The following is a 26,348-nucleotide window of genomic DNA, read 5'->3' as shown; positions in this document are numbered from 1 at the left end:
CCCGGCGACCCGGCCTGGATGCCTGGGATTGGGGTAGATGCCCCGGCAAAGAGACCAACTGCAAGTCCCATTAAACCCTGTCGTTACCACAGACAAAACCGATGAAAACTGCCTCAGGACGAAGCTTTTAGCCACCAAGCAAGTGATTTGGTGTTATCTTCTAATAATGAAGGCAGATTAGGATGTTATAACTAGATGTCGATTCCCGTACTCATATGCGATGACTCCGCACTCGCTCGCAAGCAGATGGCCAGGACCCTGCCCAAGGAGTGGGATGTCGAGATCACCTTTGCCAACAATGGTGCCGAAGGTATCGAGGCGATCAGGGCCGGCAAGGGCGAAGTGGTGTTTCTCGATCTCAACATGCCTGTCATGGATGGTTACGAGGTACTGGAGACGATTCAGAAGGAAGATCTTCCCGCCCTGGTGATCGTGGTCTCCGGCGACATTCAGATCAAGGCCCACGAGAAGGTGAAGGCATTGGGCGCCCTAGACTTTATTCAGAAGCCGGTGAGCGCCGATGCCATCAGTAACATACTCCAGGAATACGGCATACTCACCATCGCCCTGGGGGAGCAAGATAACGACAACCCCATGATAGAGGTGGATCTGCGCGACGCCTGCCAGGAAGTCGCCAACGTGGCCATGGGCCGCGCCGCCGATCTGCTGGCCAAGCTGCTGGATGTCTTCGTGCTGCTGCCGATTCCAAACGTCAACGTACTGGAAGTCAGCGAGCTCACCATGACCCTCAAGGCCACCGAGCGCTACAGCACGGTATCGGCCCTGTGCCAGGGCTTTATCGGAGCGGGCGTGGCCGGCGAGGCGCTGTTGCTGTTTCACGACTCCTCCTTTCAGGACATGGCCAAGCTGATGGGGCTGGCAAATCCCGAGGATGCCAACACAGAGATCGAGGTGATGATAGACACGGGCAACGTGCTTATCGGCGCCTTCCTCAGTGGTATCTCGGAGCAGCTGCACATGAAGTTCAGCCAGAGCCATCCCGTGGTGCTGGGGCGTCACTGTACGGTAAACGACCTTATCCACGACAACTCGGAGAAATGGTCCCGCACCCTGGCGATGGAGATCAACTACCGCATCGAAGGCCATGATATTCAATGCGATCTCCTGCTGCTGTTTACCGAAGATTCTTTGCCGACGCTTAACTATAAGCTGGGCTACCTGCTGGATTAAGTTGGACCAAGATATGCCATATGACCAAAGCGCGATGAACGAACTCCACTGGCTAATCGATATGGTGCAGACCATAGAGGTAGGCCTGGTCGTGTTGGATCGCGACTACAACATCCAGCTGTGGAACGGTTTCATGGAGAACCATAGCGGCATCTCACCCAACTCCATCAAGGGCAAGAATCTATTCGATCAGTTCGACTACCTGCCGGCCAACTGGCTGAAGCAGAAGATGGAGTCTGTGTTTCTGCTGAAGAACCGCGCCTTCATCAGCTGGGAGCAACGCCCCTATGTGTTTAAGTTTGGTAACTATCGCCCCATCACGGGCCGCGCCGACTTCATGTACCAGAATGTGACCCTGCTGCCCCTCTCCTCCCTCACGGGCCAGATCACCCATATCAGCATGATCATCTATGACGTCACCGATGTGGCGATCAACAAGCTACAGCTCAAGGCCGCCAACGAGCGCCTGGAGCACCTGAGCCAGACGGATGGCCTGACCCAGCTGCATAACCGCCGTCACTGGCAGCTGTGCATGCAGAAGGAGTTCGACCGCCATGCCCGCTACGGCGAGCCCACCACACTGGTGATGTTCGACATAGATCACTTCAAACGAATCAACGACACCTATGGCCATATCGCCGGTGACAGGGTGATCCAGCATGTCTCCCATATCCTGCGTCAGTCCCTGCGTGACACAGACTGCGCCGGCCGCTACGGCGGTGAGGAGTTCTCAGTGGTGCTGTCGAACACCAATGCCGAGGCTGCACTGCATTTTGCCGACCGCCTGCGGGAGAAGATCGAGGCCTCAGAGCTGAGATTCGAGAGCGCCATCCTCAAGGTAACCGTAAGTATCGGCATCTGCGGTATAGATGAGCATCTGAGCAATAGCGCTCAGTGGTTAGGTCAGGCCGACAGTGCCCTCTATCAGGCCAAGCAAAAAGGGCGTAACTGCTGCGTCATCTTCAATCCAGATGAAGCCGAATAGGGTCAAACCCAAGCCGTGACAGATACGAAAAAGCCCATCTATGATGGGCTTTTTGTTAGGTGCGAGATACGCGAAGATTAGTGGAAACGAGAGTCTTCCTCTTCGTACTCCTCGTCGTCATCTTCCATCTCATCGCCGATGAAGTAGGTGCCCCAACCGTCGTAATCCACCTTGAGTTTAGCCGCCAGCTGGATCAGATCTTCACAGGCCTTGTCCAGCAGGGCCACGTCGAGTTTGTGGTAGGCGATGGCGTCGAAACAGAAGAGCACCGAGCCGTCTTCCAGCTCCATCTCTTCGGCATCGTTTACCTCGAAGCCCATCTTAAAGGCTTCCACCGCCGCCTTCTCCAGACGGTCGAAGTTAGAGGCCGAGAAGTGGTGTTCTATGGTGTATTCGGCATCTGGCTCAGAACCATCGGCAAGAATCGCATCCACGATCTCCTGGTTTTCCTGTTTCTGTTCCTGCAGCTGACGTTCTGTAGACATGGATCTCTCCGAATAAAAATGTTCTTAATTAATTGCTTTCTTGGCCATCAGGGCGCTGGCTTCCTGATTAAGCTGGGCCAGTTTTTCCGCCATCATGGCATGAATCCGGGTAGAAAGCTCTTTTACCTGAGACTTAGCCAGACCTTTGGTCTCTATGGGATCCATCACCTCGATGATCACCACGCCGTTGTTCCAGCGGTTGAGCTTAATATGTTCCTGATTCGAGGCCAGCACAGGCACCATGGCGACACCCGCCTCGATGGCGGTATGAAAGGCGCCGGCCTTGAAGGGTAGCAGCCCCTTGCCCCGTGAGCGTGTGCCCTCTGGGAAGATCCAGATAGAGAGACACTTATCTTTAATCTTCTTCGCCGTCTGTGCCATGGTCTCGAAGGCGCGGTTACGGTTTTTACGGTCGATCAGTATGTTACCCGACAGCCAGTAGATCTGGCCGAAGAAAGGGATCCAGGCCAGGCTCTTCTTGCCCAGGCTAACTGTGCCCTTTGGCACGGCGGCCGTATGGGTGAACATGTCGAAATTGTTCTGATGGTTGGCCAGGAAGATACAGGGCTTGCTGCGCTCCACCTTTGGCTTACGCACCACTACCTTGACCCCCAAGACTGGCGCGGCCCAGGAAAAAATCTTAGCAAACAGATGGACATTGTCTCTATGACGGGGGCGCAGCAGACAATAGAGGCCACCGAAGACAAAGGCCAACAACAACATGATGGCTAAGATCAGAGATCTGAAGATTAACAGCACAACTTACTCCTGTGATTTCAGTGGCGACATTATAGCAGCAGGCCTTTTGACTTACACCTGTCGTCTTAGGCCCCTAGCAGCCTGATAGGATACGGTGCAAGTGTTAACGATATAAGTCATGGAATTAACAGTAGAAAAACATCGCCTTAATCAAAATCGACCAAGAAAAAAGCGGACGGGTGCCTGTTGCCCCCTACCCGCTCAACTCACAAGTGCGTCGTTTTTATCGACTTTTCTAATTAGCCTCGACCTTTGTAATCGAACTTTCTCTGAATAGTCTGGGCTGCAGCAGACGAAACGCGACCGTGCTGACCGCCAGGGTCGCCACAATCGCTGCGCCGCTAGGCAGATCGAAGCTGGCCGATAGCAACAGACCTACGCCATAACCAAGCAGGCCCACCAGATAGGCCAGCGGCCATTTACCCTTGCCGCGCAGCTTATTGACCGCCAGCGCCGGCAAAATCAGCGAGCTGAACACCAGATAGACGCCCACCAGCTCCACCGACAGGGTGATCACTAAGGCAAACAGCAGATAGAAACCGGCGCCATTGAGTATGGCGGGGCGCAGGGCGATGATCGCCAGCACCAGGCCCGACACCACGGCAGGTAGGATCAACTGTGACCAGTTAACCCAGAGGATCTGCCCAGACATCAACTGCTTAAGCATCTCGGCGCCGTGGGGGTCGTTGGACAACAGCAGCATGGCCGCCACCGCCGACAACACATAGAAGCAGCCGATGATCGCCTCAAGCTCGTCGGCCATCCGCTTGGCCAGCCAGGCAATAAACCCGGCGCCCAGCAGGGCAAACAGGGCCGGCATCCAGACCGTGGCATAGGGCAGATGCTCCAGCTCATGGTTGGTGTGGGCGATGATGGCACCCAGCGCCGCCACCTGGGCGATCGCTAGGTCGATGAAGATGATGCCCCGCTTGAGCACCTGACTCCCGAGCAAGACATGAGTCGAGAGCACCAGGATCCCCGCGGCGAAGGCAGGGAGTAGAATTGATAAGAGATCGAGATCAAACATGATTGAGTACCAAAAAGCGAACAACGGCGCCCCCAAAGAGGGCGCCGGATCTAAACCAGGCTAGCGATTCACGCCCAGCAACAAGTGGATAACACTGTCGTACAGGCCAAAGAGATCCTGGGCGTCATCATTGCCACCGACCGACATGGGCAGATTCACCACCGGCAGGCCGGTGCGCTCACCGAGCCAGTTGGCGCCGCGCTCATCCTGATAGGAGGCGACGATAATCGCCATCACATCGCCCTGACTGGCGCGCCCTTGCAGGCTGGCCAAGTGCCCCGTGCTCGGCGGCAGGCCAGGCTTAGGCTCGAGATCCCCCACCTGCTCCATGCCCAACCAGTTAAACAGGTAGCGGAAGCTGGTGTGATAGGCGATCACCTTCTTGCCCTTAAGCGGTGCCGCCTGTGACTGCCAACCCGCTATCGCCGCCTGCCAGCGCTGGCTGAAATCGGCCAGGGCCGACTCGTAGGCCGCGCGATTATCCGGATCCAGCGACACCATCTTGGCCGACAGCGCCTTAGCCACCTCCAGCAGACGCTCTGGGTCGAAGTGCAGGTGCGGATTGCCCTGAGCATGGACATCGCCCATGCTGCGATCCACCTGAGCTAGCTTGTCCAGGGTCTGGGTATGCTCGGCGGCATAGAACAGCCCCTTGTCGGTCGAGCGCACCTGAGCGTTGGCCGACTTCATCTGCAACATGGGCAGCCAGCCCACCTCGAGATCGGCACCGGCACAGACCGCCAGATCCGCCTGGCGCATCTTGGCGATCAGGCTGGGTCTGGCCTGCACCTGATGCGGGTCCTGCATCGCCGTGGTCGCGGCGTAGATCTTAGCGTCCGGCGCCAGCTCCTTGGCCAAGGCGGCATATTCAGGCTCGCAGGCGAAGATATTCAATTTCGCCTGTGCACCACAGGCAAAGCTCAGCGCCAGCGCCGCAACGCCGGCTTTTAAGTAGTTAGAATTGATGCGCACCGTGAGCCCCCAGAGTCATAACATATTGAAGAGTAATGACGTTATCATCTGTGATGCCGTCAAAGTTAGTGCCTTGCTGATTGGTATATTGCAGACGCACAGTGGAGAAGTGGCTGTGATGCCAGGCCAGGCTCACCTCAGTCTCTTTCAGTTTCTGGGCATCGAAGTGCTCATCGTGCATCAGGTGCGTATCGACCTGACCGTAACGCAGACCCGCCGACCAGTTTGGCGAGAACTGATACACAGAGCTTAGATACCACCCCGTGTGGGCATCCGGCTTAGCGGTATCGTGATCGTCGACCGCCTCGTGGTCATGGTCGTCCAGCGGCGCATAGTCGCTCACACGGAAATACTCGCCGCTCAGGGTCAGATGCTGATACTTGTAGTTGCCCTGGGGCGCCCACTTGTAGACGAAGTCCGCTATATAGGTGTTCTCACCCGTGTATCTGGCGGCATGGCTATGATCATGGCCATCCTCGGCCACCACGGCTTCTTCATGCTCCTCATGGGCGGTGAGGCGACCGTTTTCGTTACGCAGATAACTCAGACCCAACTGCCAGGAACTGCTGACGCCGATATCGCCACCCAACTTAGTGTAGGCGGTGTAGACGCCGACGCTCTTAAATTCGCGCTCGCCGTGTTCATCTTCGGCGCGCATGCTATCACCCTTGAAAGCCTCGACGCCCATGCTCCAGTAGAGATCGGTCGGTGCGACATAGTCCAGACGTACACCGTCATCGAAGTAGTGACTGCCCAGGAAGGCGCGATAGGCCGCCGGACGATCGGAGAAGGCATCGCTGTGCACATGCTGATTGTTAAGGTAACCCACATCCGACAGGAAACGACCGCCGCGCATCGACAGACCATAGGGCATCGCCAGGGTCTGGATGAAGGCCTCTTCGAGTCCCACCTCGGTCTCGCCATCGTGCACCTCGATCACCGAGGTCAGCTTGCCATAGAACATGTCATCTATATTGGCACTGAGCGCCAGCTCTGTGTGGCCCAGGCCAAAGCCCTCGACACGCTCAGCCATGGGGCGCTCGGCATTTTGATAGTAACCGTCTAGCACCGCACTGATGGCAGGGTTAGTCAGGCTAGGATCCGCCGCGAAACTTAAGCTTGGCATTAGGCTAGGCAAACAGGCACAGGCAAGTGCAACCGCCGACAGGCGGGCATTGAAATTCATCATAATGTCTCCAAAAAACAGCTAAACGACTCCGCCGCCAATGGGGCGCAGAGTATTAATTATCTTGAGTTTTTGAGGTATTACGATTGTGCGGGTGGTGCGCGGCTCTGGAAATAGTCGACGTGGACGGCGGCAAGGGCCGTGGGCTCTCGCAGCGGCACTTCCACCGTGAGACTGGGCAGACTAAAGCTGAACTCGCCAACCGGCAAGACGCTATTGAGCTGCAGTTTTTGAATACACAGGGTGCAGTGTGTGGTGGCGCCCTCGTCCAGATGTTCCAGGCTATGGGCAGGCGCAAGCACAGACAAGCAGAACAATATAGCACTAAGCCATATCGCCACTCCTCTAACTTTTCCTTTTACCTTTATTGCCATGGGATCTACTGGACGCATTCAAATTCCGACCAAGTTTAGGGATACGAGTGATGAAGTCAAGCCAGAATTGGCGGTGGCTCAGGCTGGAATGTAACAAAAGTTATTCGAAAATTTTACTTATGCGCCGACCCAAAGCGTGGCCCACATCACGGCCAGATTGGCTAAAATTAAGTCTGACTTAAGTTAGTGACACTAAGATGACAGCTAAATTGAGCGGCGGCTCTGGGCTACCGACTCTCACCATTCAAGATTTAAAGGAAATGCTCTCTATGAAGGAATTTTTTCGCGAAAATTTCAAAATGCTGTTCTGGACCGCCATCTTCTTTGTCGCCATTCTCGGCGGGATCTATTACGTCGAAGCGGCGCTCGAGGCTCAGGTTCAGGTCGTCGAATAACGGCTTTGGCCTGAGTCGGCATAGAACGACTCGGGCACACATATCAGATTTCAGATGAGCTAGGCGCCAGGCCTAGCTCAAGCGCATCATCATCTAACCTACTCACACAGCCCGCCCATCAGCGATACTTCTGTCTGTGCTCGCTGTCGTCCACCTCTTGCCTCGGCGGCGCCTGGGTCACCTTGAGGTGATCCATCATATGAGTCACCAGCAGAATCATCACGGCAAATATCGCCACCGGCGTGGTCAGGTTACGCCACTCAGGCAAAAAATAGCCCACGACCAGCATCACCAGCCCCAGATAGAAACCCAACATCTTCAATCGCATCAGGTTGGCACTTCGACCCAACCAGGCCTCGCAGTGGGGACATTGGATCTGAGCTTCCAGCCCCTTGCCCCGCTGGGCAGCAACCTGTTGGGCGCGAAAGGGGTGACTACAGTGAGGACACAGCACAACAAACTCTCAAATAACGGCAAAGAGTGCTAGTCTATCAGATTGCGCCGCCGTGCGTTGCGAATTTACAGCGCAGATGGAACAGATTATGATCCCAGCCATTAGCTAACACAGGACGGATAATATGTTACGCAACTTAGCCCTGGCGCTGGTGACTATGATGGCCCTAGCCCATCTTCCCGCCACCGCCGATGAAGCCCTCCAGACACCCCAGCTCCTGACCGAACTGACTCAACTGCAACAGACCATAGATTCAGACATCGCTAAACTAGGCAATGCCAACGGCGAGATGAAGCAGTTTATCGAGTACCGTATCAAGGAGCACGCCAACCAGCTGCACGACAAGTTCAAGCTGATGATGAACCAGCAACCGCTGGATAAGGCAAACCTGCTACCACTGCTGCAGAAGCATCTGGCCTTTATCGACAAGGTGGCCGACTACTACACCGCCGACATTGACCAATTTAAACAACAGCTTGGCAGCGATAATGACACAGGCGTCATGTATAAGCTCGCCATGCGGGATCGCCAGCGCGACGAGATCCTCAGCGCCAAGTATGAGACCCTCACCTGGCTGGACGCCTTGGGCGAAGATACTCAGGCCATCAAGACCCAGCTGACCACTCAACTGCTGAAACGCTCAGACATGCTCAACAGCCTGGTGCATTTCACCCAGGACAAACTCAAGCTGGCGGTGGATGAGGCAGCCAAGGCAGGTAAGGATGTCACTGCTGAGCAGACCGCCCTGGTCACCAACCTCAACGAGCGACTCAGCCTGACCAGCGCCAGCCTGTCGGTGGCGATCGAGCTGCTGGATGCTATGAGCCAGGACACCGCGGCCCTCAAGCAGACCCTGTTTAGCATCTCAGGGGACATCACCCAAGACGTGCTCAACGTCGACGTGGCCAGCAACCTGCTGGATCAGTGGTGGAACCAGGCCAAGAATCAGGCGCTGGACAACGGCCCGGGCCTGCTGTTCAAGTTGTTTGTCTTCATGCTGATCCTCTTCCTGGCCCATCTGGCTGGCAAGGCAGTGCAGCGCATCGTCAAGAAGATGGTGAGCAACTCAAAGCTTAAATTCAGCAAGCTGCTGCAAGACTTCTTCGTCTCCCTCTCGGGTAAGACAGTGTTTGCCTTGGGTCTGATGATCGCCCTGTCACAGCTGGGCTTCGAGCTTGGGCCACTACTGGCCGGCTTCGGGGTCGCGGGTGTGATCATAGGTTTCGCCCTGCAGGACACCCTGTCTAACTTCGCCTCGGGCATGATGATCCTCATCTATCGTCCCTACGATGTGGGCGATCTGATCAACGCCGCGGGCGTGACGGGCAAGGTGAGTCAGATGAGCCTGGTCTCCACCACCATCAAGACCCTGGACAACCAGCGCCTGATCATCCCCAACAACAAGATCTGGGGCGATACCATCAACAACATCACTGTGGAACATCAGCGCCGCGTCGACATGACCTTCGGCATAGGCTACGGCGACAACATAGAGAAGGCCGAGCAGGTGCTGCGCGGCATAGTCGACGAGCATCCTAAGGTGCTCAAGCAGCCTGAGCCGACGGTGAAGCTACACCTGCTGGGCGAGTCTTCGGTGGACTTCGTAGTGCGTCCTTGGGTGAAGCCGGAAGATTACTGGGATGTGTATTGGGACATCACCCGCGCGGTGAAGATGCGTTTCGACCAGGAAGATATCTCGATTCCCTTCCCACAGCGCGACGTGCATATCTACCAGACTGGCAAGTAAGGGCTCAAAGACAGCTCTTTATAACAAAGCCCTTCACAAAAAAAGCGCCTGCAACTGCAGGCGCTTTTTTTATCTCTCTTTAGCAAGGAGCAGAGACCAACCAGCGTTAGGCCAGACCGGTGATTTCGCCTCGCTCATCGATATCTATGTTCAGATATCCGGGACGTATCCCAAGTCCTGGCATGGTCATCACCTTACCCACAAGCGCAGTGATAAAGCCGGCACCGGCATTGAGTTTCAGCTCGGCGATGGGCAGCTCAAACCCTTGTGGCGCCCCCTTGAGCTTAGGATCATGGCTGACCGACATAGGCGTCTTGGCGATACAGAGCGCCAGCTTATCAAATCCCTGGCGTTGCAGCTGAGCCAGCTGAGCCTTGGCCGTATCGGATAAACTGATGCCGCTGGCACCATAGCCCGCCTCGGCGATGGTCAGCAGCTTGGCCTCAATAGACTGCTTGGTCTCATAGAGATAACGGAACTGGCTCGGCTGCTCGGTGGCGCGTACCACGGCCCTAGCAAGCGCCATCGCGCCCTCGGCGCCCTGAGTAAAGGCTTCGCAGACTTCGCAGGCAAATACCCCCTCTTGCAGCACGCGAGCCTTGAGCCACTCCAGCTCCTCCTGGGTATCCTCGGCGAAGCGGTTGATGGCCACCACCAGCGGCAGGCCATACTTGGCCACGTTGCTGATGTGCCAGCTGAGGTTGGCATAGCCGGCGGCGAGCTTATCCATCTCGCTACCTGCGTCAGGATTATGAGACTTGAGCGCCTTGACCGTCACCACCAATACCGCAGCATCCGGCGCATTACCCGACTGACGGGTCTTGATATTACAGAATTTTTCGAAGCCCATGTCGGAGCCGAAGCCCCCCTCGGTCACGACGATATCTGCCAGCCTCAGGGCGATATCGTCGGCGATGATCGACGAGTTACCATGGGCGATGTTGGCGAAGGGGCCGGCATGGATCAGACAAGGGGCACCACTTAGGGTCTGCATCAGGGTCGGCGATATGGCCTGACTCATGATGGCCGTCATGGCGCCGGCCACGCCAAGATCTTCGGCGCTGATGTAGTCGCCCTGTTTGTTCTGCGCCAGCACGATACGACCTATGCGGGCACGCAGGTCCTTGAGATCCCGGCTCAGCGCCAGAATCGCCATCAACTCGGAGGCGGCGCTGATGTCGAAGCCGCCCTGATGCACTGGGCCGTTAACCTCGCCAAGGCCGACCGTGATGGTGCGCAGGCTGCGCTCATTCTGATCCACCACACGGCGCCACAGGATCTTGTCGGGATCGATATCTAGGGGCGCTAGCCCGGATTGCTCACGAAAGGCATCACTGCCCAGGCGCTGCTCGTGATAGAGGCGGGCATCGATGGCCGCGGCCGCCAGGTTATGGGCGCTGGTCACCGCATGTATGTCGCCGGTCAAATGCAGGTTGAGATCTTCCATGGGCACCACCTGGGCCAGGCCACCACCGGCGGCGCCGCCCTTGATGCCAAACACAGGTCCCATGCTGGGTTGACGGATACAGGCGCAGCTCTTCTTGCCGATCGCCTGCAAGCCCTGAGTCAGGCCGATACTGGTCACTGTCTTGCCTTCGCCGAAGGGAGTCGGCGTTACCGCCGTGACTATCACTAACTTACCATGTTTGTTATCTTTAATTCGGTTGGTGATAGCCAGATCGACCTTGGCCTTGGTTCGGCCGTAAGGGCTTAATTCGTGGGGCAAGATCCCGAAAGCAGTAGCTATGCTTTCTATGGGTTGTAAGCTGGCTTGGCGTGAAATTTCGATGTCAGTCAGCATATAGCGCTCCTACAATAAATAAGCATGAAAAAAAGCGAGCTGGTGCGAATATAGAGGAAATGGTGATCATTACAAACCTATTCATTGTCGGCTAAGGCATTAATTAAGGATTTATGAATCTAAATCAATAAAATGATTATTAATGGAAAAAATTAATCCAAACGGAGCGGCCCATGAGTCAGCAAAGCTTTACATTCTCCCCCTTTATCGCCGGCTTCTGGCGCCTAGATAGCTGGCAACAGACACCGCAGCAGACACTGGCGTTGATCGAGCATTATCTCAGTCTGGGCGTGACCTGTATGGATCATGCGGACATCTATGGTGAGTACAGCTGCGAGTCGCTGTTTGGCCGCGCTCTGGCCCTCAAGCCCGAGTTGAGACAGCAGATGCAGATAGTCACCAAGTGCGGCATCAAGCCCGTCTTCGCCTCGACATCTGAGCGCTACGTCAACCATTATGACACAGACTACCAACACATCCTCACCAGCGTCGATAACTCGCTTAAGGCGCTGCGCGTGGATGAGATAGATCTACTGCTGATCCACAGACCAGATCCCCTGATGAACGCCGACGAGGTCGCCCAAGCCTTCGAGCAGCTCTATCAGACCGGCAAGGTGAGCCACTTCGGCGTCTCTAACTTCACCCCGGCCCAGTTCGATCTGTTGCAGTCCAGGCGGGATCGCCCCCTGGTGACCAACCAGCTGGAGATCTCGCCCTTAGCCATGCATACCCTGAGCGATGGCAGCCTGGATCAGGCGCAGCAGTATCGTTGCCCGCCCATGGCCTGGTCTTGTCTCGGGGGCGGTGAGATCTTTAGCAGCCAGAGCGAGCAGGCCAAGCGACTTCGCCAGACGTTAACCAAGATAGCCGCCGACCATGGCACGGACGATATCAGCCAGATCATCTATGCCTGGGTGATGGCCCTACCGAGCCAGCCAAGGCCTATCATAGGTAGCGGTAATCCTGAGCGGATCAGCGCCGCCGTCGCCGCCGGCGAGATAAAACTCGACAGGCAGGAGTGGTTTAGCATCTGGCAGGCCTCCACCGGCCACAGCGTGCCTTAGGACGCTAAAATCTGCATCAGAAACGAAAAAGCCAGCAATCTGCTGGCTTTTCTCTATCCATCTCAAAACTAAGGCTTAGCTATTTAAGCTAGCTTTTGAGGAGTTAGCTTTTAAGATTTTAGCTTTCAAGGATTTAGTCGTGAAACTTCACCTGACCCGTCAGATGAGGTCTGCGCCCCTTGACGTCACGCAGCTCGAACATCAATCCTTCGGCACTCTCGGTATCGAAATCGAAACTCACCTGAGCCGGCATGAGTAGCGGCAGCTTGAAGGCCACCTCCACGGTACAGGGCTTATCGCCGATTTCTGGCATCAGCTGAGCGACGCTTCGCGCCTTAGACCACATGCCATGGGCCAACACGCGATCGAAACCAAAACGCTTAGACAGCACGGGATGCAGGTGGATCAGGTTGTAATCGCCCGATGCCTTGGCATAACGGCGGCCGAGATCTTCACTCAGCTCCCAGCTAACCGGATTCGACCAGCTCATTGGGCTCGCCTTAGGCGGACGCGCTCGCTTGCCGCTTTGCTCGATACGGTAGAGATAGGTCGACAGCGACTCCCACACCAGCTCACCGCCGACGAAGGCGCGAGACACCAGCTCAAACTCCAGCCCTGAGTCTGTCATCTGGCTGCTGGTCAGCTCGCACTCGAGCTCATAGCGCTCATCGACACTCGTGGTGCGGTAACGGGTGATACTGTTCTTCAGGTGGATCATGCCCAGCAAGGGAAAGGTGATCGCATCTAAGGTAAAGATGCTGGCATGCAGGCGAAACACCATGACATAAAGATAGGTCAACGGCAGCTGCTGGCCATCGAACTCGAAGCCACACACCTTGGCATATTGGGCGACCTTATCGGCGCGCACGGCCACCTGTGGACAGGTCACCTTAACATGGGGCAGAGGCTGCTCGTCCCAGCCTGGCTTTCGGCCAAAAAAGATCTTGCGATAAAGCGATAACAGCGACGGCATCGCCTTAAGTTCAACACAAATTTCTTTATTCACGCTATCCAAACCCTTCACACTTTACTCAGCCTAAAAATTGCAAGCCCGCGAGTATACCCCAAAATCACGCTTTTTACCTAAACCTTAAGTCTGTTTAATGCGCGTCGCCCCCGCCTATGGCAAAATAGCCCTCCTAATTTCAGTCAGCTTTTCCCATGGGCGTCACTCAGTGCAAGACAAAAACTTCGATGCATTAGCCGGTAAATTTGCCAAGAACATCTACGGTACCCCTAAGGGCGAAGTCCGCGCCGCCGTGCTGTGGCGGGACATATCCCAGGCCATTACACAACTACCCGAGGGGCAACTGCGTATTCTGGACGCCGGCGGCGGCTTCGGCTTCTTCAGCCAGAAGCTGGCCAAGCTTGGCCATAGCGTCACCCTGTGCGATATCTCCAGCGAGATGTTGGCCCTGGGTCAGGCGCAGATAACAGAATATGAAAGCGATAGCGGTGAGAAGCTGGACATCACACTGCTGCACGCTCCGATCCAATCCCTGACCCGGGAAGATCTTGGCCAGTTCGACCTCATCCTCTGCCATGCGGTGGCCGAGTGGCTCAGCGATGCCAAGCAGACCCTGGCCGGTCTGACCCAGCTGTTAAAACCCCAGGGGCTGTTTTCCCTCATGTTCTACAACAAGGAGGCGATGCGCTTTCACAGCCTGATCTCGGGTAACTTCGACTATGTGGCAGCGGATTTCAAGGTGAAGAAGAAGGTGGGCCTGACCCCAAGCTATCCGCTCTATATCGACGATGTGCGAGGTTGGGTGACAGATTGGCAGATGGAGCTGGTGACGGCCTCTGGCGTGCGGGTGATCCACGACTATCTCAAGACCCACCAGCCCCCTAATTCAGATTTCAGCCAGCTGCTGGAGATGGAGCTGCAATACTCAACCCACCCCGCCTACATAGGCCTGGGGCGCTACGTTCACTTCATCACCCGTTGGCAAAGATAGCTAACTCACTAATCGAACAGCTCCACCTGGCTCTCCGCCTGAGCGGTGACTATCTGTTTCAAGTAGCGCTGCTCTTCGCTCATCATCTTGGCGATCCGCTCAGGTGACAGGCGCATCAGCTTGACCTTGCCGCTGTTGGGATGAAACAGCACCTTACGCGGCCAGGGCCCGCCGAGATCTTCACTTACTATCTCTATGCCTTCTGTCTTGAGGTAGTTCTTCACGAAGCTGATATTGGACTCGCCGACGTTCAGCACACTGGTGGCCGTCATCTGCGCGCCGCCGAACACCTTGGCCTTGAGGCGATTACGCATCCCACCCAGACTCAAAATGCTGTTGATCAGCTGCTCCATGGCCCAGTTGCCATAGCGGCAGGTATAGCTGGTCAGCTGATGCCAGTCTTCATGGAGTTGCCGCTCGGGCAGCAGGAAATGGTTGAGGCCGCCTATGCCCAGCAAGGGGTCCCAGATGCAGGCGGCGACGCAAGAACCCAGGCGGGTGAAGATCAGCTCATCGTGGGCGGTGACATAGAAGTTGCCGGGATCGACCCGGGCCACCACGGCATCGTGGCGGCTATCCCACTGGCGGGGAATCGCCTCAAATTCGGGCCGAACGGGGAAAAGAGTCGCCTCTGCCTGCATCTTGCCTCCCTGCATCGATGGACTTGGCGTCCATCGATATCTCTCCAAGGTTTATCCTGCCTATCAGTATAGCCAAACGGGAGAAACCGGTGCAGAGCAGAGAAAGGTTAGTTACAGGCCGTCTGCCAACAGTTTTGCACCTTGGCTCCTTCTACATCTGCAAACTTGGCGGGTATCCCCTTATCCCCCACCACGTGACCTGCGCCAACCACCACAAACAGTGGCGATGGGCCATCTTGCTGCATCATCAAGGATCTGATCTTGGCCGTCATCTGCTCGTTACGCTGCCACAGCATCTTGTCGATAAGCTCCTTATCGCCATCGTGCAGCATCTGCCCCTGCATCAAGGCATCGAGCCCGGCCTCATCGCCACTGCGCCAGGCCTTGATAAGCTGCACCATCTCCTCGTCCGGCGCATCGATCGCCTCGAGCACCATATCCCACTGCATCTGCTGGCTGAAAGAGGCCATCAGCTTAAACTGATACTCTGTGCTCTCAAGCTCGATCACAGGGCGCTGGCCGTTCTTGCTCAGCAGCATCTGATCCACGCCCCACTGGGCTTGGTAACCCAGGGAGGCGAAACGCATCACGCTAAACTGCATCGCCTGCATCCAGGGAGCGTAGGGCTGCATGGGCGTGCAGATCTCGCGGCGGGTACGGCAGTATTCTTCAAGGCGTGTCTGGGTCTTGGCATCGGCGGCCACCTGAGCCAAACCATACTTACGGATCAGCCCCATGATATCCGCCTTGTTAGTATCGGCCTCTACCGCCAGGGCGCCCGCCTTGGCAAAGGCCGTTTCGATCTGCTTCGCCATGGGGTAGAAATCGGCCTGACCGATATGGACCGATCCTAAGAGATAGGTCTGCTTGCCTTGGTAAGTGATCTTATAGAAGGGCGGCTTGTCATCATCGGCGGCCATCGCGCTGAGTGACATGATCCCTGTCAGTAGTAAAATCCCTATGGTTAATAAACTCGGTCGACTTGTTGCCATCTGGCTTGCCCCTTATAATTCGGCTAAATTTTTCAACACGAGGCTGTTATGCCACATAGTCACCTAATAGAGCAACTGAAAGAGAACCTACAGTTGGCTTATCGTCAGGCCATCGACGCCGATGCCAAACTGGATGAGTTAAAGAAGGCCGGCCACGGTAAATTCACCACCATCTTCACCCAAGATGAAGGCTTTACCTCGCGCAGCAACCGCTTCGGCCCCTATGTACAGGAGCTGGCCGACGAGATGACCAAGCTGCCAAGCCAAGGCGATGGTCTGGCCCCGGCGCTTGAGAGTTTCGTACGTAAGCTAGGAGTACTATTACAGACCCTGCAGGCATTTAAGAGCCAGGCCAAGTAACTAATCACCTAAGTAACTAAGCACCTAAGTAACTAAGCAACTGAATGAGCGGGTAAGCTCATACTTTAGTGTCATATTGCTGTCATGGCCTGGCCATAGAATCGCCCTACTTTTCGTACGAGGCGGACCTAGATGACAGCAATCGACCTGAGCAGTGAACTGGATAAGATCATCGAGAATGAGAAGATCCATGTGCTGTTTCAGCCCATCTTCAACATCAACAGCCAGCGGCTACATGGCTTCGAGGCCCTGAGCCGGGGGCCCGAGCATAGCGCCCTCTTCTCTCCCGTCCCCCTGTTTCAGACCGCGGCCCACGAGGGACGCCTGTCCGAGCTTGAAGAGATCTGTCGTCGTCACTCCATCAGACAGTTCGACGCCCGCGAGTTGCCGGGCAAGCTGTTTATCAACATCTCCCCCAAGGCCCTGCTGGAACCCAGCCACGCCAAGGGGCTCACCCTCAGCCTGGTGCAGGAGCTGGGGCTGTCGCCAGATCAGGTAGTAATAGAGCTGTCGGAGCAATATCCCGCCGACGATATCGATCTCCTGAAGGAATGTCTCAACCACTACCGCAGCCAGGGGTTTCTGACCGCCATCGACGATCTCGGCACCGGCTATTCGGGGTTGCGACTCTGGTCCGAACTGGCGCCAGACTATGTCAAGATAGACCGCCACTTCATCCACCAGATAGACCAATCGCCGGTGAAGCAGGAGTTTGTCCGCTCCATCATAGATCTCTGCCAGAGCCTCAGCTGTAAGGTGATCGCCGAAGGGATTGAGACACCTGCGGAGCTGGCGCTACTGACTCAGCTCGGCATAGTCTATTGTCAGGGCTACCTGCTGGGCCGCCCCCAAACGCAGCCGACGCAGACTCTGACGGCGGTGGCGCCCCAGGAGACCAAGCAACGACAGACCCGTTACGCCGAATCGGCCGAAAGCCTGTCGACCCGCACCATATGCGTGACGCCCGAGACCAAGTTGAAGGCACTGAGCGCCCGCTTCGTGCGCTCGCCGCACCTGCAGGTAGTCGCCATCGTCGATGCTAAGCAGAAACCCCTTGGCGTCGTCGACAGGGCGCAGTTGATGGAGCTATTCAGCACACCCTATGGCCGCGCCCTGCACGAGAACAGCCCGGTTTTAGAGGTGATGAACGACAAGGTGCTGAAGGTGCCGGCCTGCATGCCGATCTCCGAGGTGAGTCAGTGCCTGACCGCAGAACACGGCACGGTTGCACAACATTTCATGGTGATGCGCGACCAACAACTGCTAGGAATAGGTCACACCAAAGATCTGTTGCAACAGATCACCGAGCAGCGCATCAAGATGGCCCGTCACGCCAACCCTCTGAGCGGTCTTCCTGGCAACATCCCCATTCAGGAGGAACTGCAACGCCTGCGCCAACAGGGCCGCGCCTTCTATCTGGCCTATTTCGACCTATGCCACTTCAAGCCCTACAACGACATCTATGGCTTCTGCCGTGGCGATGAGGTGATCCAATCCCTGGCGCTACGCCTGCAGCAGCAACTGGGTAGCGAGCATTTTGTCGGCCATGTGGGCGGCGATGATTTTGTGGTGATAGGCACAAGCCAGGCGATCGTCGATGAGTGTCGCCGCCTACTGCTCGACTTTAACCAGGACAGAGAAGCCTTCTACAGCCCAGACGACTGGCTGGCCCAGTGCGTGATGGCCGAAGACAGACAGGGACAGAGGGTGGCACACCCCTTGATCAGTTTGTGTGTCGGCCTGCTGCCCCCCGAGGTGACTCGCTTTTGCGACGAGCAGGGGCTGTCGGCCTATAGCGCAGCGGCAAAAAAACAGGCCAAAGCCGCATTGAATGGCTTTAGCCTGTTTACGCCCGCGCCCAACGACGCGGTAATTGCCATGTATCGGCCGCTCAAGTTCGCCTGAGAGGCCCAGCTGCCTTAGAGTTTGGGCTGCACCGTCTTCTTCAGCCAATCACTCAGCATCTTAGACTCGTGTCTCAGGGGCTTGTCGTTCATCACGCCTGTGGTGTGCATGAAGCTCATGTCTCTGAGCTTCTCATCACCGGCGATCACCACATTATCACCGTCGAGCACTTGGTAACTAAAGGTCATTTGCGGCGGGTAGATATCTTCGATCAGACGAATGTCGTTAGGGGTCGCGCCAAAGGTGGGGCGTACATCACCGGCCAGATCTACATCTGTCACCACCAGCTCCAGCTTCTGATTCGGCTTAAGCGTCTTCTCGGCGGCCTTGTTGAGGTTCTTGGTCAGGGTATCGAACACACGCTGCTCATAGCGGGACTGAATGTCACCCACCGCCTTCACGTCACGATAGTTATCCGTATCCTGCCAGGTGATCTTGACCACCCCGGCCTCTGTGATTGGATTCTCTTTGGCTTCTTCGGCGGCAAGGTTTAGCGACACCAGTGCCCCCACCAAGAGTAGAGATTGAAACTTCATATTATGCCTCCTTAATCGCCCAAGCTTGGGACACCTATTGAGTCTAATTACAACACTGAGTGTACAAAAGCTAACCTGAATATAGGCTTAATGTAAAACCCTGGCGAATCTTTTCGCCGCCTTTTTACCTATTGGACAAGCACAATTAACCCTTTTCTCCCGAGCCCACAGTTTTTGGCAGCCTTTGTATCAATTTGCTTCGAGCCTGGGGTAGACTCACAGGGCAAGGGAATCAACTAAGGTAAATCATGCAAAATCGATCTTCTCTGCTGTTCGTCGTCATCCTCTTTTCGCTGCTAGCCGGCGCCCTCTATTGGATCACCTTAGGGGAGGAGACTCAGCAGGCCCCAGAAACCTGGTCGGCCTTCGTCTATGCCCATGGCTACAACTCGGGCCGCTACAAGAAAACCGACGACTTCGTGGATTACCAAAGCTGTAAGGCCTTCGCCACCGAGCAGGCCAAGGAGCTTGGCGATGTCTTATGGGAGTGTGGCCTCAGGTGTCGCTTCGACAACAGCCGTCAGGGCTTTCAGTGCGAGACCATGCAGAATCAGGAGTGAGTCAGCCGCCTTTCATCGCTCAGCGAGCCAATTTGATTTGTTCGTTTTTTATTCAGCTTCTGTTCAAGCTATTGCCATTAACATAGGTATCAATGAAACGGCAGCAGCACTCGGGCCGCAGCAAACACAGCCCCAGATGCCGACAACAGATTGAATTTAAGACACCGACAGGAGCTATGACAATGAGCAAGCTAACCCACAAAAGATTCTCAGGTAGATTCGCCCTATTGGCCTCGCTAATCCTTGGTTTCGCCTTTATCTCAGGCGCCAACGCCAATGAGCTTAGCGACAGCGAACGCGCCGCGGTAGAACAACACTTCCAGATTCTGGATCAGCAGCAAGAAGCGAGCGATAACCAGACGCTCGACGGCTTCCAGGCCGATCTCGACAGTCAGCTGGAGCAGGCCGAAGAGGAGTTTATGGAAGGTGCCTGCGCCGAGCATGAACTAACCTTCGATAGCGATAGCCAGGTCTGCTACTAGAGCAGGCTTAGTAAGGGCTCGCTAGAAAGGAAATAGCTGAAACAGCTGAGGGTAAGTCGCCTTCAGCTGTTTTTTCTTGGGCGAAAACTTCTTGCCCTGAGGCGTCGCCTGCCCAGAAGGCACAAAGGGCAGCTCCTCGCCGGTGCGATCTTCATAGATCTGCCCCGCGATCAGATCGTAATCCTCCACGAAGGGATAGGCATAGCCATCCTTCTCCGGCCAGGCCGGCAGCTCAGCCAAGGCATCCGGGTTAAGCAGTATCCGCTCGAACCACTCCTGCCCTAGGGAGATCAGAAAGGCGCGAAATTCGGCAAAGCCATATTCGCTGTCACACCCGGTCACTATGTAGGCGGCGCCCCACAGCGACCAGAGGTAAGATCGGCGCATCTGCTGCGAGAAGAACTTATCGAAGGCCGCCAAGTCTTGGTTGTCGAGTTCGTTCAGCTTCGCCTTAAGCTCCGCCGCCAGGCTCTCCTGTTCTTGCTCTGGCTTGCTGCGGGTGACTAACTGCCAAAATTCATTCTCGTTCATGCTCTTCTCATACCAAACGTGGTTTATGGTTAACGATTGCCTTCATATTTACTCCTGTCCTGCGTATCCTGACTCATTTTTATCAAGCGACAGGCCAAACAGAGGCCACATCTTACCCTAAGCCAGCCTAGCTGGCAGCATGGCCTTTGCAATTTAGCCAAAGCAATAGACATTTAGGTAAAGCATTAGACATTTAAGTAAAGCGTTGGACTATGTTGCGCCATTTTTCTACACTGCGGGGCAAATCATTCACCCAAGAGCCAAGATGAACCGACCAAGTCCCAGCATACTGCTACTGATCGCCCTCTATATTGTTATCGCCATCCTCGCCGGTTGGCGCGCCCTGGACAGCCAGACCCTAGATCTCTTTACCCTGGGCGTGATCCCTGTGCTCATCGGCCTCATCGCCCGCACCAGCTGGGCAAGCCTGGTGCTGAAGATCTATATCGGCATACAGACCCTGGGCTTCACGGCGCTGGGTGCCACGGCGGTGATCGCCTATCAGATCACCCCGGAGGACGTTAAGGTGGTGGTGCGCGGTCAGGAGCTGCCTATCTGGGCCATCGCCTTAGTTGTCACCGCACTGCTGAGTTTCCAGTGGTATATGGCCTTCTCTAAGGGACTGAAACAGTACCTGCCGCAGGCAGCTCAAACCAGCGACCAGACCAAGGCTTAATCCCTCTATCGGGGAGGTATACATCCCATCTCCTCCCCAGCCCTTATCTGACCGGCCTTCGTGCCAATTCAGTCAAATCCAGGTCGCTTTCTTCTGTTTCAAGGGTTAAATTTTTACTGAATTTGACTGAAAGCACCCTTTGAGCGCATAAAACCGCTTTCATTATAGGGATGCTTGTGGCATGTTAAGTCCAGCAATTGCAAGTATCTAATGTAATTGGTATTACTAAATCTACGGAAAGAAGAGACTATCCAAATGAATAAAACTGAACTTGTTGCAAAAATAGCGGAAAGCGCTGAACTCACTAAAGCTGAAGCTGCTCGCGCCTTAAAGTCTTTCGAAGAAACGGTAGCGGAAGCGATGAAGAACGGCGAAAAAATCTCTATTGTAGGTTTTGGTTCTTTCGAGACCACTAGCCGTGCAGCACGTACAGGCCGCAACCCACAGACGGGCAAAGAAATTCAGATCCCAGCGGCTGTAGTACCTAAGTTTAAAGCCGGTAAGACGCTAAAAGACAGCGTAAACTAAATCGGTATTTAATCCGTCGAAAAAACCTCCTCCATGGAGGTTTTTTTATGCACCCTCCTAGTGCATCCTCTGCCTCATTTTTAACCAATTCGTTGCCTACTTCTGATGCAAATAATATAAACACTTGAAAAATAACAGATAAATATTTGGCACGCTCTTCGCTATAGCTTGTACGCGGCCTGACAATACTCATAACAACAGGCAGGGCCGCTCCCATAGACCAATAAGAAGGAATGAGTATGAAACAAGCATTGCGAACCCTAAGCCTACTCGCGGGCACCTTGATGGTTGCCCTACCGGCCAGCGCTAGCGTCACGGGCAACATAGGCGCAACCTCCAACTACTTGTGGCGCGGTGCCACACAGACGGGAGACGCGCCCGCGGTTCAAGGCGGCATAGACTTCGAACACGACAGCGGTCTCTACCTCGGAACCTGGGCGTCCAATGTGGATTTCGGCGACGACACCAGCTACGAGATCGACTTCTACGGCGGCTATGCCGGCAGCATAGGGGAAGACTTTGGGTATGACATCAGCTATCTCTACTACGCCTACCCAGACAGCGATTCGAGCATAGACTTCGGTGAAGTCACCCTGGCCCTGAGCTGGAAGTGGTTCAGCATCGGCTATTCAAAGGTGGTCAATGCCGGCAGCGACGTGGCATCGGATCCTTTCGATGAGAAAGATCTCAGCTATATCAACGCAGGCGTCAGCTTCCCACTGTCGGAGACACTGTCTATCTCGGCCCACTATGGCTACTCCAGTGGTGATGTCGTCAACGCCTGGTTCGATACCGACAACTATGCCGACTACTCTTTGTCTCTGGATAAGGAAACCGACTTCGGCACCATCTCCTTCCTGGTCAGCGATACCGATCTCGAGGGTGACGATCCTAAAGTGGTCGTTGGCTACAGCTATAGTTTCGATTTGTGATCTAAATTTAAATGAGTTGCCACTAATTTAGCTGGCAACTCATTATTGCTCTAGAAATATTTCAATTAAAAACAGTCAATTAAAAACAGTTCACCCGTCTATTCGCTCACATTTTGTCTAAATCCACGACAAACACAATAGTGTTAACTCGATCAAACAAAAATCGAAAATCCCCTGCTATTTTTCTCATTAGCGCTCGCTAATGTGCTCACGCCTTAGGACGCTAAACTAGCTAACGCTTTGACTCAGTTAACTTTATGTTAAAGCGGCTCAGTGCTAAGCGGCACCAAATGAGTGCACAAGCACTTTATTTGACGAGGATTTCACTATGGCTCAGTTACTCGATGTTATTCCGAACGATGCTGAAATCGAAGCGATCACAGCACCCAAAAACCCTAAGGCCGCCTGTGAGTTGCAACACAGACGCGAAGTCAAACGTCGCCTGGAAGAGTTACTCGAAGAGGCGGCACTTAAACGCGCCATGGGGGGAGATTTCTACTAACCCCAGACTCCTTTGCCTCCTTCGCGCGACCACTGCATGGGGCCAGGCTCCATGCAGGCGTTTGCTCTCGACGTTGAGTACGCTAAGCCTTGAGTACATCAAGGATATAGCACTCAAATTCAGGACTCAAAGATTCCCCTTCTACCCAGGTTAAATTGGTGTAAGATTAAATTCAGCACATAACTTATTGATAGTCATAATTCTTCCAAGCGGTTCGTCTGCAAGAGGTCACCATGACGCTGAGTAAATCCTTACGCCTTCTAGCCCCGCTACTCCTGCTACTTAGCGGCTGTCAGGGCGCCGAACCTCCCCAGGCCCTGGGCACACTGGAGCGCGACCGGGTACTCCTGCGCGCCACCACCTCAGAGATCATCACGGCACTGCCTAAACGCGAGGGCAGCCAGGTCACCGAAGGCGAGTTGCTGCTACAGTTCGACACCCGCAAACAAACCGCCCGCGTCGCCAGCGCCCAGGCCCAGTGGCAGAAGGCCCAGGCCTATCTGCTCAGGCTCACCAATGGTGAGCGCCCCGAGGATATCGCCAGTGCCCAGGCTAATCTGGAGCGCGCCACCGCCGCCATGGTGCAGGCGGAAAAGACCTACAGGCGCATCGATAAGCTTAAGCGGCAGAATCTGGTGAGTCAGCAAGATCTGGATCAGGCCGTTGCCAGCCGGGATCAAACCATAGCCGAACACAACGCCGCCAATGAGGCCCTGAGTAAGCTGATTGTCGGCGTGCGCCAAGAAGATATTCAGCAGGCCCAGGCAGCCCTCGATGCCGCCGCGGCCGAGCTGGATCTGGCGCGGCAACTGCTGGATGACCTCAGCATCACGGCGACCCGCAACGGCCGCCTCGACAGCCTGCCCTTTAACCTGGGAGAGCGAGTGCCCGCCAACGCCGTGGTAGTGGCGATTCAGGCCGACAAGGCCGCCTATGCCAGGGTCTATATTCCCGCCCCCGCCATGGCCAAACTCACCATAGGGATACAGCTCAAGGTGCATGTCGACGGTCAGGAGCAGCCCTTCAGCGGCACACTGCGCTGGCTCAGCAAGGAGCCGGCCTTCACCCCCTATTACGCCTTAAATCAGCAGGACAGGTCTCGCCTCGTCTATTTGGCGGAGTTCGATCTCGACGACAGGGCCCAGAGCCTGCCCACGGGGATCCCAGCCCAGGTGGAGCTGCCCTGATGCAGACAAATGCGGAGCTGGCCATAGATGCACGCGGCGTCGATAAGCAGTTTGGCGAACTCTTGGCGGTGGCCGAGCTGGATCTGAAGGTGCAGAAGGGCCACATCTACGGCTTTCTCGGCCCCAATGGCTGCGGCAAGTCCACCACCATACGCATGCTCACCGGCCTTCTGACCCCGACCCGGGGCGAGATCTCCGTGCTCGGCATGGCCATCCCCCAGCAGGCCGAGGCACTCAGGCGACGCATCGGCTACATGACCCAGAAATTCTCCCTCTACGAAGACCTGAGCGTCAGGGAGAACCTGCAATTTATCGCCGACATATATGGCCTGGGCGCCAGGGAGAGCAAACGCAAGATAGATGAGCTGATCGATACCTATCATCTCGACGCCCAGCGCCAACAGCTAGCGGGCACCCTCAGCGGCGGACAGAAGCAGCGCCTGGGGCTGGCCTGCGCCTGCATCAACGAGCCCGAGCTGCTGTTTCTCGATGAGCCCACCTCGGCGGTGGATCCCCAGAACCGACGCGACTTCTGGGAGCAGCTGTTCGATCTCTCCGAGCGCGGCACCAGCATACTGGTCACCACCCACTACATGGACGAGGCGCAGCGCTGCCACCAGTTGGCGATCTTGGAAAGCGGCCACATTCGTGCCAAGGGCAATCCTCAGGCGCTCCTCGAAGCGATGCCGCTACATGTCATAGAGATCGCCGGCCACAGACTGCGCCAGCTAAAGTCACACCTGAGCCAGTTCAGCGAGATCCCCTCCGCCGCCCAACTCGGCGATCGCCTGCGGGTTCTTGTCGATAAGCAGATAGCAGATCCCATCCCTTGGCTGCTGGAGAAGAGTCGCACCATGGCAGGGCAACCGACGCCTGAACCGCTGAGCACAAATCAATTAAACGCTAGCCAACTAAATCCAAGCCAATTAAGCCTGGTCTCGCCCAACCTGGAAGATCTCTTCGTATCCGTCACAGGCAAGGGACTCAAAACCTCTCGGGAGGCTGAAGATGTTACTGGCTAGCCTGAGACGGATAAAGTCGATCACCACCAAGGAGATCCGCCAACTCAAGCGGGATCGCATCACCTTCGGCATGGTGGTGATGATCCCCCTGATCCAGCTGTTGCTGTTTGGCTACGCCATCAATACCGATGTGCGTAACGTGCCCGTGGTGGTGGTGGACCAGAGCCAATCCGCCGCCGGGCGTTGGATCGTCGAGGCCGTCAAGGTGACCCAGGTGGTCAGCATAGAGAAGCACTACGCCAGCGCCGAGGAGGCCGAGGCCGCCATCACCCGTGGCGAGGTGCGCGCGGCGCTGATATTACCGCCTAACCTTACCGAGAAACTGGCCAACGGCGAAACGCTGGGGCAATGGGTGGTCGACGGTTCAGATACTATGGTGGCCTCAGCCATCAGCCAGCTGAGGAACATGCCTCTGGATCAGATCACGGGCCAGGACAGCCAACGACTGCCCACCTTCGAGGTCGCCCTCTTCTACAACCCAGAGCAGCGCTCGGCGGTCAACATAGTGCCAGGGCTGATCGCGGTGATCCTCACCATGACAATGATCCTCTTTACCTCGGCGGCCATAGTAAGAGAGCGCGAACGTGGCAACCTGGAGCTGCTGATCACCACCCCCATCAAGCCGTTAGAGTTGATGCTGGGTAAGATAGTCCCCTATATCCTGGTGGGGCTGGTGCAGATGACCATCATCCTCGGCCTTGGGCATCTTATCTTCGATGTGCCCATCAATGGCGCCATCGCCCAGCTGCTGATGGGTACCCTGCTCTTCATCGCCGCCAGCCTCACCCTGGGGCTGATCATCTCCACCATCGCCAAGACCCAGCTGCAGGCGATGCAGATGACTATCTTCATCATACTGCCCACTATCTTGTTGTCGGGCTTCATGTTTCCCTTCGAGGCCATGCCTAAGCCGGCCCAGTGGATCGCCGAGCTGCTGCCCGCCACCCACTTCATGCGCATCATTCGCGCCATCGTCCTGCGGGGCGGCGCCCTAAGCGACATGCAGTTCGATGCCCTCTGGCTTATCGGCTTCACCCTGGTCGGTATCTTGGTCGCCTCGCTGCGCTTCAATAAGCGCCTCGATTGATTCCAGAAC

Annotated in this window: 30 protein-coding genes; 17 read left to right on the top strand and 13 right to left on the bottom strand. The window is 55.7% G+C overall.

The window, feature by feature from the left end:
• Nucleotides 1–195 precede the first annotated feature (195 nt).
• Both K0J45_RS02325 and K0J45_RS02320 read left to right on the top strand, forming a co-directional pair.
• A complete protein-coding gene (locus tag K0J45_RS02325; RefSeq protein WP_011864259.1) occupies nucleotides 196–1,191 on the top strand; it encodes a response regulator in 996 nt (331 codons plus the stop codon).
• A 13-nt stretch (nucleotides 1,192–1,204) separates the two neighbouring features.
• Nucleotides 1,205–2,176, top strand: coding sequence for a GGDEF domain-containing protein (locus tag K0J45_RS02320; protein WP_220044081.1), 972 nt, complete (start codon nucleotides 1,205–1,207; stop codon nucleotides 2,174–2,176).
• A 77-nt stretch (nucleotides 2,177–2,253) separates the two neighbouring features.
• Here the strand turns inward: K0J45_RS02320 and rraB are convergent, their stop codons facing one another.
• The 6 genes from rraB to K0J45_RS02290 all read right to left on the bottom strand — a co-directional run bounded on the left by rraB (nucleotide 2,254) and on the right by K0J45_RS02290 (nucleotide 6,946).
• Nucleotides 2,254–2,661 carry a ribonuclease E inhibitor RraB gene (gene rraB, locus K0J45_RS02315; protein WP_220044080.1) on the bottom strand — a complete coding sequence of 136 codons (408 nt, stop codon included), beginning with the start codon at nucleotides 2,659–2,661 and terminating at the stop codon, nucleotides 2,254–2,256.
• A 24-nt stretch (nucleotides 2,662–2,685) separates the two neighbouring features.
• Complete coding sequence (locus tag K0J45_RS02310; protein WP_220044079.1) at nucleotides 2,686–3,420, bottom strand: 1-acylglycerol-3-phosphate O-acyltransferase; 735 nt, start codon at nucleotides 3,418–3,420, stop codon at nucleotides 2,686–2,688.
• A gap of 235 nt (nucleotides 3,421–3,655) precedes the next feature.
• On the bottom strand, nucleotides 3,656–4,447 hold the full coding sequence (locus K0J45_RS02305; RefSeq protein WP_220044078.1) for a metal ABC transporter permease: 792 nt from the start codon (nucleotides 4,445–4,447) through the stop codon (nucleotides 3,656–3,658).
• Between the two features lie 60 nt (nucleotides 4,448–4,507).
• Nucleotides 4,508–5,419, bottom strand: coding sequence for a metal ABC transporter solute-binding protein, Zn/Mn family (locus K0J45_RS02300; RefSeq protein WP_220044077.1), 912 nt, complete (start codon nucleotides 5,417–5,419; stop codon nucleotides 4,508–4,510).
• Entirely contained in the window at nucleotides 5,403–6,608 is a 1,206-nt protein-coding gene (locus K0J45_RS02295; protein ID WP_220044076.1) for a hypothetical protein, read from the bottom strand. The genes K0J45_RS02300 and K0J45_RS02295 overlap by 17 nt, the downstream gene beginning before the upstream one ends.
• A gap of 77 nt (nucleotides 6,609–6,685) precedes the next feature.
• The gene (locus tag K0J45_RS02290) at nucleotides 6,686–6,946 is read right to left on the bottom strand and encodes an ABC-type zinc uptake system zinc chaperone (RefSeq protein WP_258406159.1); all 261 of its coding nucleotides are present in this window, start codon (nucleotides 6,944–6,946) and stop codon (nucleotides 6,686–6,688) included.
• A 230-nt stretch (nucleotides 6,947–7,176) separates the two neighbouring features.
• On the opposite strand from K0J45_RS02290, the gene K0J45_RS02285 reads away from it, so the two are divergent.
• The gene (locus K0J45_RS02285; RefSeq protein ID WP_220045368.1) at nucleotides 7,177–7,374 is read left to right on the top strand and encodes a hypothetical protein; all 198 of its coding nucleotides are present in this window, start codon (nucleotides 7,177–7,179) and stop codon (nucleotides 7,372–7,374) included.
• A gap of 118 nt (nucleotides 7,375–7,492) precedes the next feature.
• On the opposite strand, the gene K0J45_RS02280 is transcribed toward K0J45_RS02285, so the two are convergent.
• A complete protein-coding gene (locus K0J45_RS02280; protein ID WP_220044075.1) occupies nucleotides 7,493–7,828 on the bottom strand; it encodes a hypothetical protein in 336 nt (111 codons plus the stop codon).
• A gap of 124 nt (nucleotides 7,829–7,952) precedes the next feature.
• Between K0J45_RS02280 and K0J45_RS02275 the strand changes: the two genes are divergently transcribed.
• The gene (locus K0J45_RS02275) at nucleotides 7,953–9,575 is read left to right on the top strand and encodes a mechanosensitive ion channel family protein (RefSeq protein ID WP_220044074.1); all 1,623 of its coding nucleotides are present in this window, start codon (nucleotides 7,953–7,955) and stop codon (nucleotides 9,573–9,575) included.
• Between the two features lie 106 nt (nucleotides 9,576–9,681).
• On the opposite strand, the gene K0J45_RS02270 is transcribed toward K0J45_RS02275, so the two are convergent.
• The gene (locus K0J45_RS02270; protein WP_220044073.1) at nucleotides 9,682–11,376 is read right to left on the bottom strand and encodes a formate--tetrahydrofolate ligase; all 1,695 of its coding nucleotides are present in this window, start codon (nucleotides 11,374–11,376) and stop codon (nucleotides 9,682–9,684) included.
• 173 nt (nucleotides 11,377–11,549) lie between these two features.
• On the opposite strand from K0J45_RS02270, the gene K0J45_RS02265 reads away from it, so the two are divergent.
• Nucleotides 11,550–12,440: an aldo/keto reductase gene (locus K0J45_RS02265; RefSeq protein WP_220044071.1), complete on the top strand. Its 891-nt coding sequence runs from the start codon at nucleotides 11,550–11,552 to the stop codon at nucleotides 12,438–12,440.
• 133 nt (nucleotides 12,441–12,573) lie between these two features.
• Here K0J45_RS02265 and K0J45_RS02260 read toward each other — a convergent pair whose 3' ends face one another.
• Nucleotides 12,574–13,413: a MaoC/PaaZ C-terminal domain-containing protein gene (locus K0J45_RS02260; protein WP_220045198.1), complete on the bottom strand. Its 840-nt coding sequence runs from the start codon at nucleotides 13,411–13,413 to the stop codon at nucleotides 12,574–12,576.
• Nucleotides 13,414–13,615: 202 nt separating this feature from the next.
• On the opposite strand from K0J45_RS02260, the gene K0J45_RS02255 reads away from it, so the two are divergent.
• Nucleotides 13,616–14,398 (top strand): methyltransferase domain-containing protein, encoded by a 783-nt coding sequence (locus tag K0J45_RS02255; RefSeq protein ID WP_220044070.1) that lies wholly within the window; start codon nucleotides 13,616–13,618, stop codon nucleotides 14,396–14,398.
• Between the two features lie 8 nt (nucleotides 14,399–14,406).
• Here K0J45_RS02255 and K0J45_RS02250 read toward each other — a convergent pair whose 3' ends face one another.
• Both K0J45_RS02250 and K0J45_RS02245 read right to left on the bottom strand, forming a co-directional pair.
• A complete protein-coding gene (locus K0J45_RS02250) occupies nucleotides 14,407–15,039 on the bottom strand; it encodes a chemoreceptor glutamine deamidase CheD (protein ID WP_220045197.1) in 633 nt (210 codons plus the stop codon).
• A 107-nt stretch (nucleotides 15,040–15,146) separates the two neighbouring features.
• Nucleotides 15,147–16,031, bottom strand: coding sequence for a TraB/GumN family protein (locus tag K0J45_RS02245; RefSeq protein WP_220044069.1), 885 nt, complete (start codon nucleotides 16,029–16,031; stop codon nucleotides 15,147–15,149).
• Nucleotides 16,032–16,079: 48 nt separating this feature from the next.
• On the opposite strand from K0J45_RS02245, the gene K0J45_RS02240 reads away from it, so the two are divergent.
• Both K0J45_RS02240 and K0J45_RS02235 read left to right on the top strand, forming a co-directional pair.
• Entirely contained in the window at nucleotides 16,080–16,391 is a 312-nt protein-coding gene (locus K0J45_RS02240) for a prephenate dehydrogenase (RefSeq protein WP_144199949.1), read from the top strand.
• Between the two features lie 132 nt (nucleotides 16,392–16,523).
• Nucleotides 16,524–18,296 carry a bifunctional diguanylate cyclase/phosphodiesterase gene (locus tag K0J45_RS02235; protein WP_220044068.1) on the top strand — a complete coding sequence of 591 codons (1,773 nt, stop codon included), beginning with the start codon at nucleotides 16,524–16,526 and terminating at the stop codon, nucleotides 18,294–18,296.
• Between the two features lie 14 nt (nucleotides 18,297–18,310).
• Here the strand turns inward: K0J45_RS02235 and K0J45_RS02230 are convergent, their stop codons facing one another.
• On the bottom strand, nucleotides 18,311–18,832 hold the full coding sequence (locus K0J45_RS02230) for a DUF3016 domain-containing protein (protein ID WP_220044067.1): 522 nt from the start codon (nucleotides 18,830–18,832) through the stop codon (nucleotides 18,311–18,313).
• A 248-nt stretch (nucleotides 18,833–19,080) separates the two neighbouring features.
• Here K0J45_RS02230 and K0J45_RS02225 point away from each other — a divergent pair, with 248 nt between their 5' ends.
• On the top strand, nucleotides 19,081–19,392 hold the full coding sequence (locus K0J45_RS02225) for a hypothetical protein (RefSeq protein WP_220044066.1): 312 nt from the start codon (nucleotides 19,081–19,083) through the stop codon (nucleotides 19,390–19,392).
• Between the two features lie 182 nt (nucleotides 19,393–19,574).
• Nucleotides 19,575–19,874 carry a hypothetical protein gene (locus tag K0J45_RS02220; RefSeq protein ID WP_049766486.1) on the top strand — a complete coding sequence of 100 codons (300 nt, stop codon included), beginning with the start codon at nucleotides 19,575–19,577 and terminating at the stop codon, nucleotides 19,872–19,874.
• A gap of 21 nt (nucleotides 19,875–19,895) precedes the next feature.
• Here the strand turns inward: K0J45_RS02220 and K0J45_RS02215 are convergent, their stop codons facing one another.
• Nucleotides 19,896–20,405: a DUF4240 domain-containing protein gene (locus K0J45_RS02215; protein WP_220044064.1), complete on the bottom strand. Its 510-nt coding sequence runs from the start codon at nucleotides 20,403–20,405 to the stop codon at nucleotides 19,896–19,898.
• A gap of 265 nt (nucleotides 20,406–20,670) precedes the next feature.
• Between K0J45_RS02215 and K0J45_RS02210 the strand changes: the two genes are divergently transcribed.
• The 7 genes from K0J45_RS02210 (at nucleotide 20,671) to K0J45_RS02180 (ending at nucleotide 26,339) form a co-directional block, all read left to right on the top strand.
• On the top strand, nucleotides 20,671–21,081 hold the full coding sequence (locus tag K0J45_RS02210; RefSeq protein ID WP_011864237.1) for a hypothetical protein: 411 nt from the start codon (nucleotides 20,671–20,673) through the stop codon (nucleotides 21,079–21,081).
• A gap of 255 nt (nucleotides 21,082–21,336) precedes the next feature.
• The gene (locus tag K0J45_RS02205; RefSeq protein WP_011864236.1) at nucleotides 21,337–21,609 is read left to right on the top strand and encodes an HU family DNA-binding protein; all 273 of its coding nucleotides are present in this window, start codon (nucleotides 21,337–21,339) and stop codon (nucleotides 21,607–21,609) included.
• 239 nt (nucleotides 21,610–21,848) lie between these two features.
• Nucleotides 21,849–22,541, top strand: a complete 693-nt coding sequence (locus K0J45_RS02200) for a TorF family putative porin (RefSeq protein ID WP_220044063.1) — start codon at nucleotides 21,849–21,851, stop codon at nucleotides 22,539–22,541.
• 328 nt (nucleotides 22,542–22,869) lie between these two features.
• Nucleotides 22,870–23,043, top strand: a complete 174-nt coding sequence (locus K0J45_RS02195) for a hypothetical protein (protein ID WP_011864234.1) — start codon at nucleotides 22,870–22,872, stop codon at nucleotides 23,041–23,043.
• Between the two features lie 233 nt (nucleotides 23,044–23,276).
• On the top strand, nucleotides 23,277–24,230 hold the full coding sequence (locus K0J45_RS02190) for an HlyD family secretion protein (RefSeq protein ID WP_220044061.1): 954 nt from the start codon (nucleotides 23,277–23,279) through the stop codon (nucleotides 24,228–24,230).
• Nucleotides 24,230–25,252 carry an ABC transporter ATP-binding protein gene (locus tag K0J45_RS02185; protein WP_220044060.1) on the top strand — a complete coding sequence of 341 codons (1,023 nt, stop codon included), beginning with the start codon at nucleotides 24,230–24,232 and terminating at the stop codon, nucleotides 25,250–25,252. The genes K0J45_RS02190 and K0J45_RS02185 overlap by 1 nt, the downstream gene beginning before the upstream one ends.
• Nucleotides 25,239–26,339: an ABC transporter permease gene (locus K0J45_RS02180; RefSeq protein ID WP_220044059.1), complete on the top strand. Its 1,101-nt coding sequence runs from the start codon at nucleotides 25,239–25,241 to the stop codon at nucleotides 26,337–26,339. The genes K0J45_RS02185 and K0J45_RS02180 overlap by 14 nt, the downstream gene beginning before the upstream one ends.
• Nucleotides 26,340–26,348 lie beyond the last annotated feature (9 nt).

This window comes from Shewanella alkalitolerans (genome assembly GCF_019457575.1).
GTDB lineage: Bacteria > Pseudomonadota > Gammaproteobacteria > Enterobacterales > Shewanellaceae > Shewanella > Shewanella loihica.
This window is presented reverse-complemented; position numbering and strand designations above follow the sequence as displayed.

Bases quoted from the DNA above. Each gene is read 5' to 3' on its own strand.
- K0J45_RS02195 (WP_011864234.1), top strand. From the start codon at position 22,870: ATGGCTCAGTTACTCGATGTTATTCCGAACGATGCTGAAATCGAAGCG.
- rraB (WP_220044080.1), bottom strand. From the start codon at position 2,661: ATGTCTACAGAACGTCAGCTGCAGGAACAGAAACAGGAAAACCAGGAG.
- K0J45_RS02230 (WP_220044067.1), bottom strand. From the start codon at position 18,832: ATGAAGTTTCAATCTCTACTCTTGGTGGGGGCACTGGTGTCGCTAAAC.
- K0J45_RS02205 (WP_011864236.1), top strand. From the start codon at position 21,337: ATGAATAAAACTGAACTTGTTGCAAAAATAGCGGAAAGCGCTGAACTC.
- K0J45_RS02245 (WP_220044069.1), bottom strand. From the start codon at position 16,031: ATGGCAACAAGTCGACCGAGTTTATTAACCATAGGGATTTTACTACTG.
- K0J45_RS02240 (WP_144199949.1), top strand. From the start codon at position 16,080: ATGCCACATAGTCACCTAATAGAGCAACTGAAAGAGAACCTACAGTTG.
- K0J45_RS02265 (WP_220044071.1), top strand. From the start codon at position 11,550: ATGAGTCAGCAAAGCTTTACATTCTCCCCCTTTATCGCCGGCTTCTGG.
- K0J45_RS02325 (WP_011864259.1), top strand. From the start codon at position 196: ATGTCGATTCCCGTACTCATATGCGATGACTCCGCACTCGCTCGCAAG.
- K0J45_RS02295 (WP_220044076.1), bottom strand. From the start codon at position 6,608: ATGATGAATTTCAATGCCCGCCTGTCGGCGGTTGCACTTGCCTGTGCC.
- K0J45_RS02320 (WP_220044081.1), top strand. From the start codon at position 1,205: ATGCCATATGACCAAAGCGCGATGAACGAACTCCACTGGCTAATCGAT.
- K0J45_RS02210 (WP_011864237.1), top strand. From the start codon at position 20,671: ATGAACCGACCAAGTCCCAGCATACTGCTACTGATCGCCCTCTATATT.
- K0J45_RS02225 (WP_220044066.1), top strand. From the start codon at position 19,081: ATGCAAAATCGATCTTCTCTGCTGTTCGTCGTCATCCTCTTTTCGCTG.
- K0J45_RS02305 (WP_220044078.1), bottom strand. From the start codon at position 4,447: ATGTTTGATCTCGATCTCTTATCAATTCTACTCCCTGCCTTCGCCGCG.
- K0J45_RS02260 (WP_220045198.1), bottom strand. From the start codon at position 13,413: ATGCCGTCGCTGTTATCGCTTTATCGCAAGATCTTTTTTGGCCGAAAG.
- K0J45_RS02180 (WP_220044059.1), top strand. From the start codon at position 25,239: ATGTTACTGGCTAGCCTGAGACGGATAAAGTCGATCACCACCAAGGAG.
- K0J45_RS02285 (WP_220045368.1), top strand. From the start codon at position 7,177: ATGACAGCTAAATTGAGCGGCGGCTCTGGGCTACCGACTCTCACCATT.
- K0J45_RS02200 (WP_220044063.1), top strand. From the start codon at position 21,849: ATGAAACAAGCATTGCGAACCCTAAGCCTACTCGCGGGCACCTTGATG.
- K0J45_RS02270 (WP_220044073.1), bottom strand. From the start codon at position 11,376: ATGCTGACTGACATCGAAATTTCACGCCAAGCCAGCTTACAACCCATA.
- K0J45_RS02185 (WP_220044060.1), top strand. From the start codon at position 24,230: ATGCAGACAAATGCGGAGCTGGCCATAGATGCACGCGGCGTCGATAAG.
- K0J45_RS02275 (WP_220044074.1), top strand. From the start codon at position 7,953: ATGTTACGCAACTTAGCCCTGGCGCTGGTGACTATGATGGCCCTAGCC.
- K0J45_RS02190 (WP_220044061.1), top strand. From the start codon at position 23,277: ATGACGCTGAGTAAATCCTTACGCCTTCTAGCCCCGCTACTCCTGCTA.
- K0J45_RS02215 (WP_220044064.1), bottom strand. From the start codon at position 20,405: ATGAACGAGAATGAATTTTGGCAGTTAGTCACCCGCAGCAAGCCAGAG.
- K0J45_RS02250 (WP_220045197.1), bottom strand. From the start codon at position 15,039: ATGCAGGCAGAGGCGACTCTTTTCCCCGTTCGGCCCGAATTTGAGGCG.
- K0J45_RS02235 (WP_220044068.1), top strand. From the start codon at position 16,524: ATGACAGCAATCGACCTGAGCAGTGAACTGGATAAGATCATCGAGAAT.
- K0J45_RS02220 (WP_049766486.1), top strand. From the start codon at position 19,575: ATGAGCAAGCTAACCCACAAAAGATTCTCAGGTAGATTCGCCCTATTG.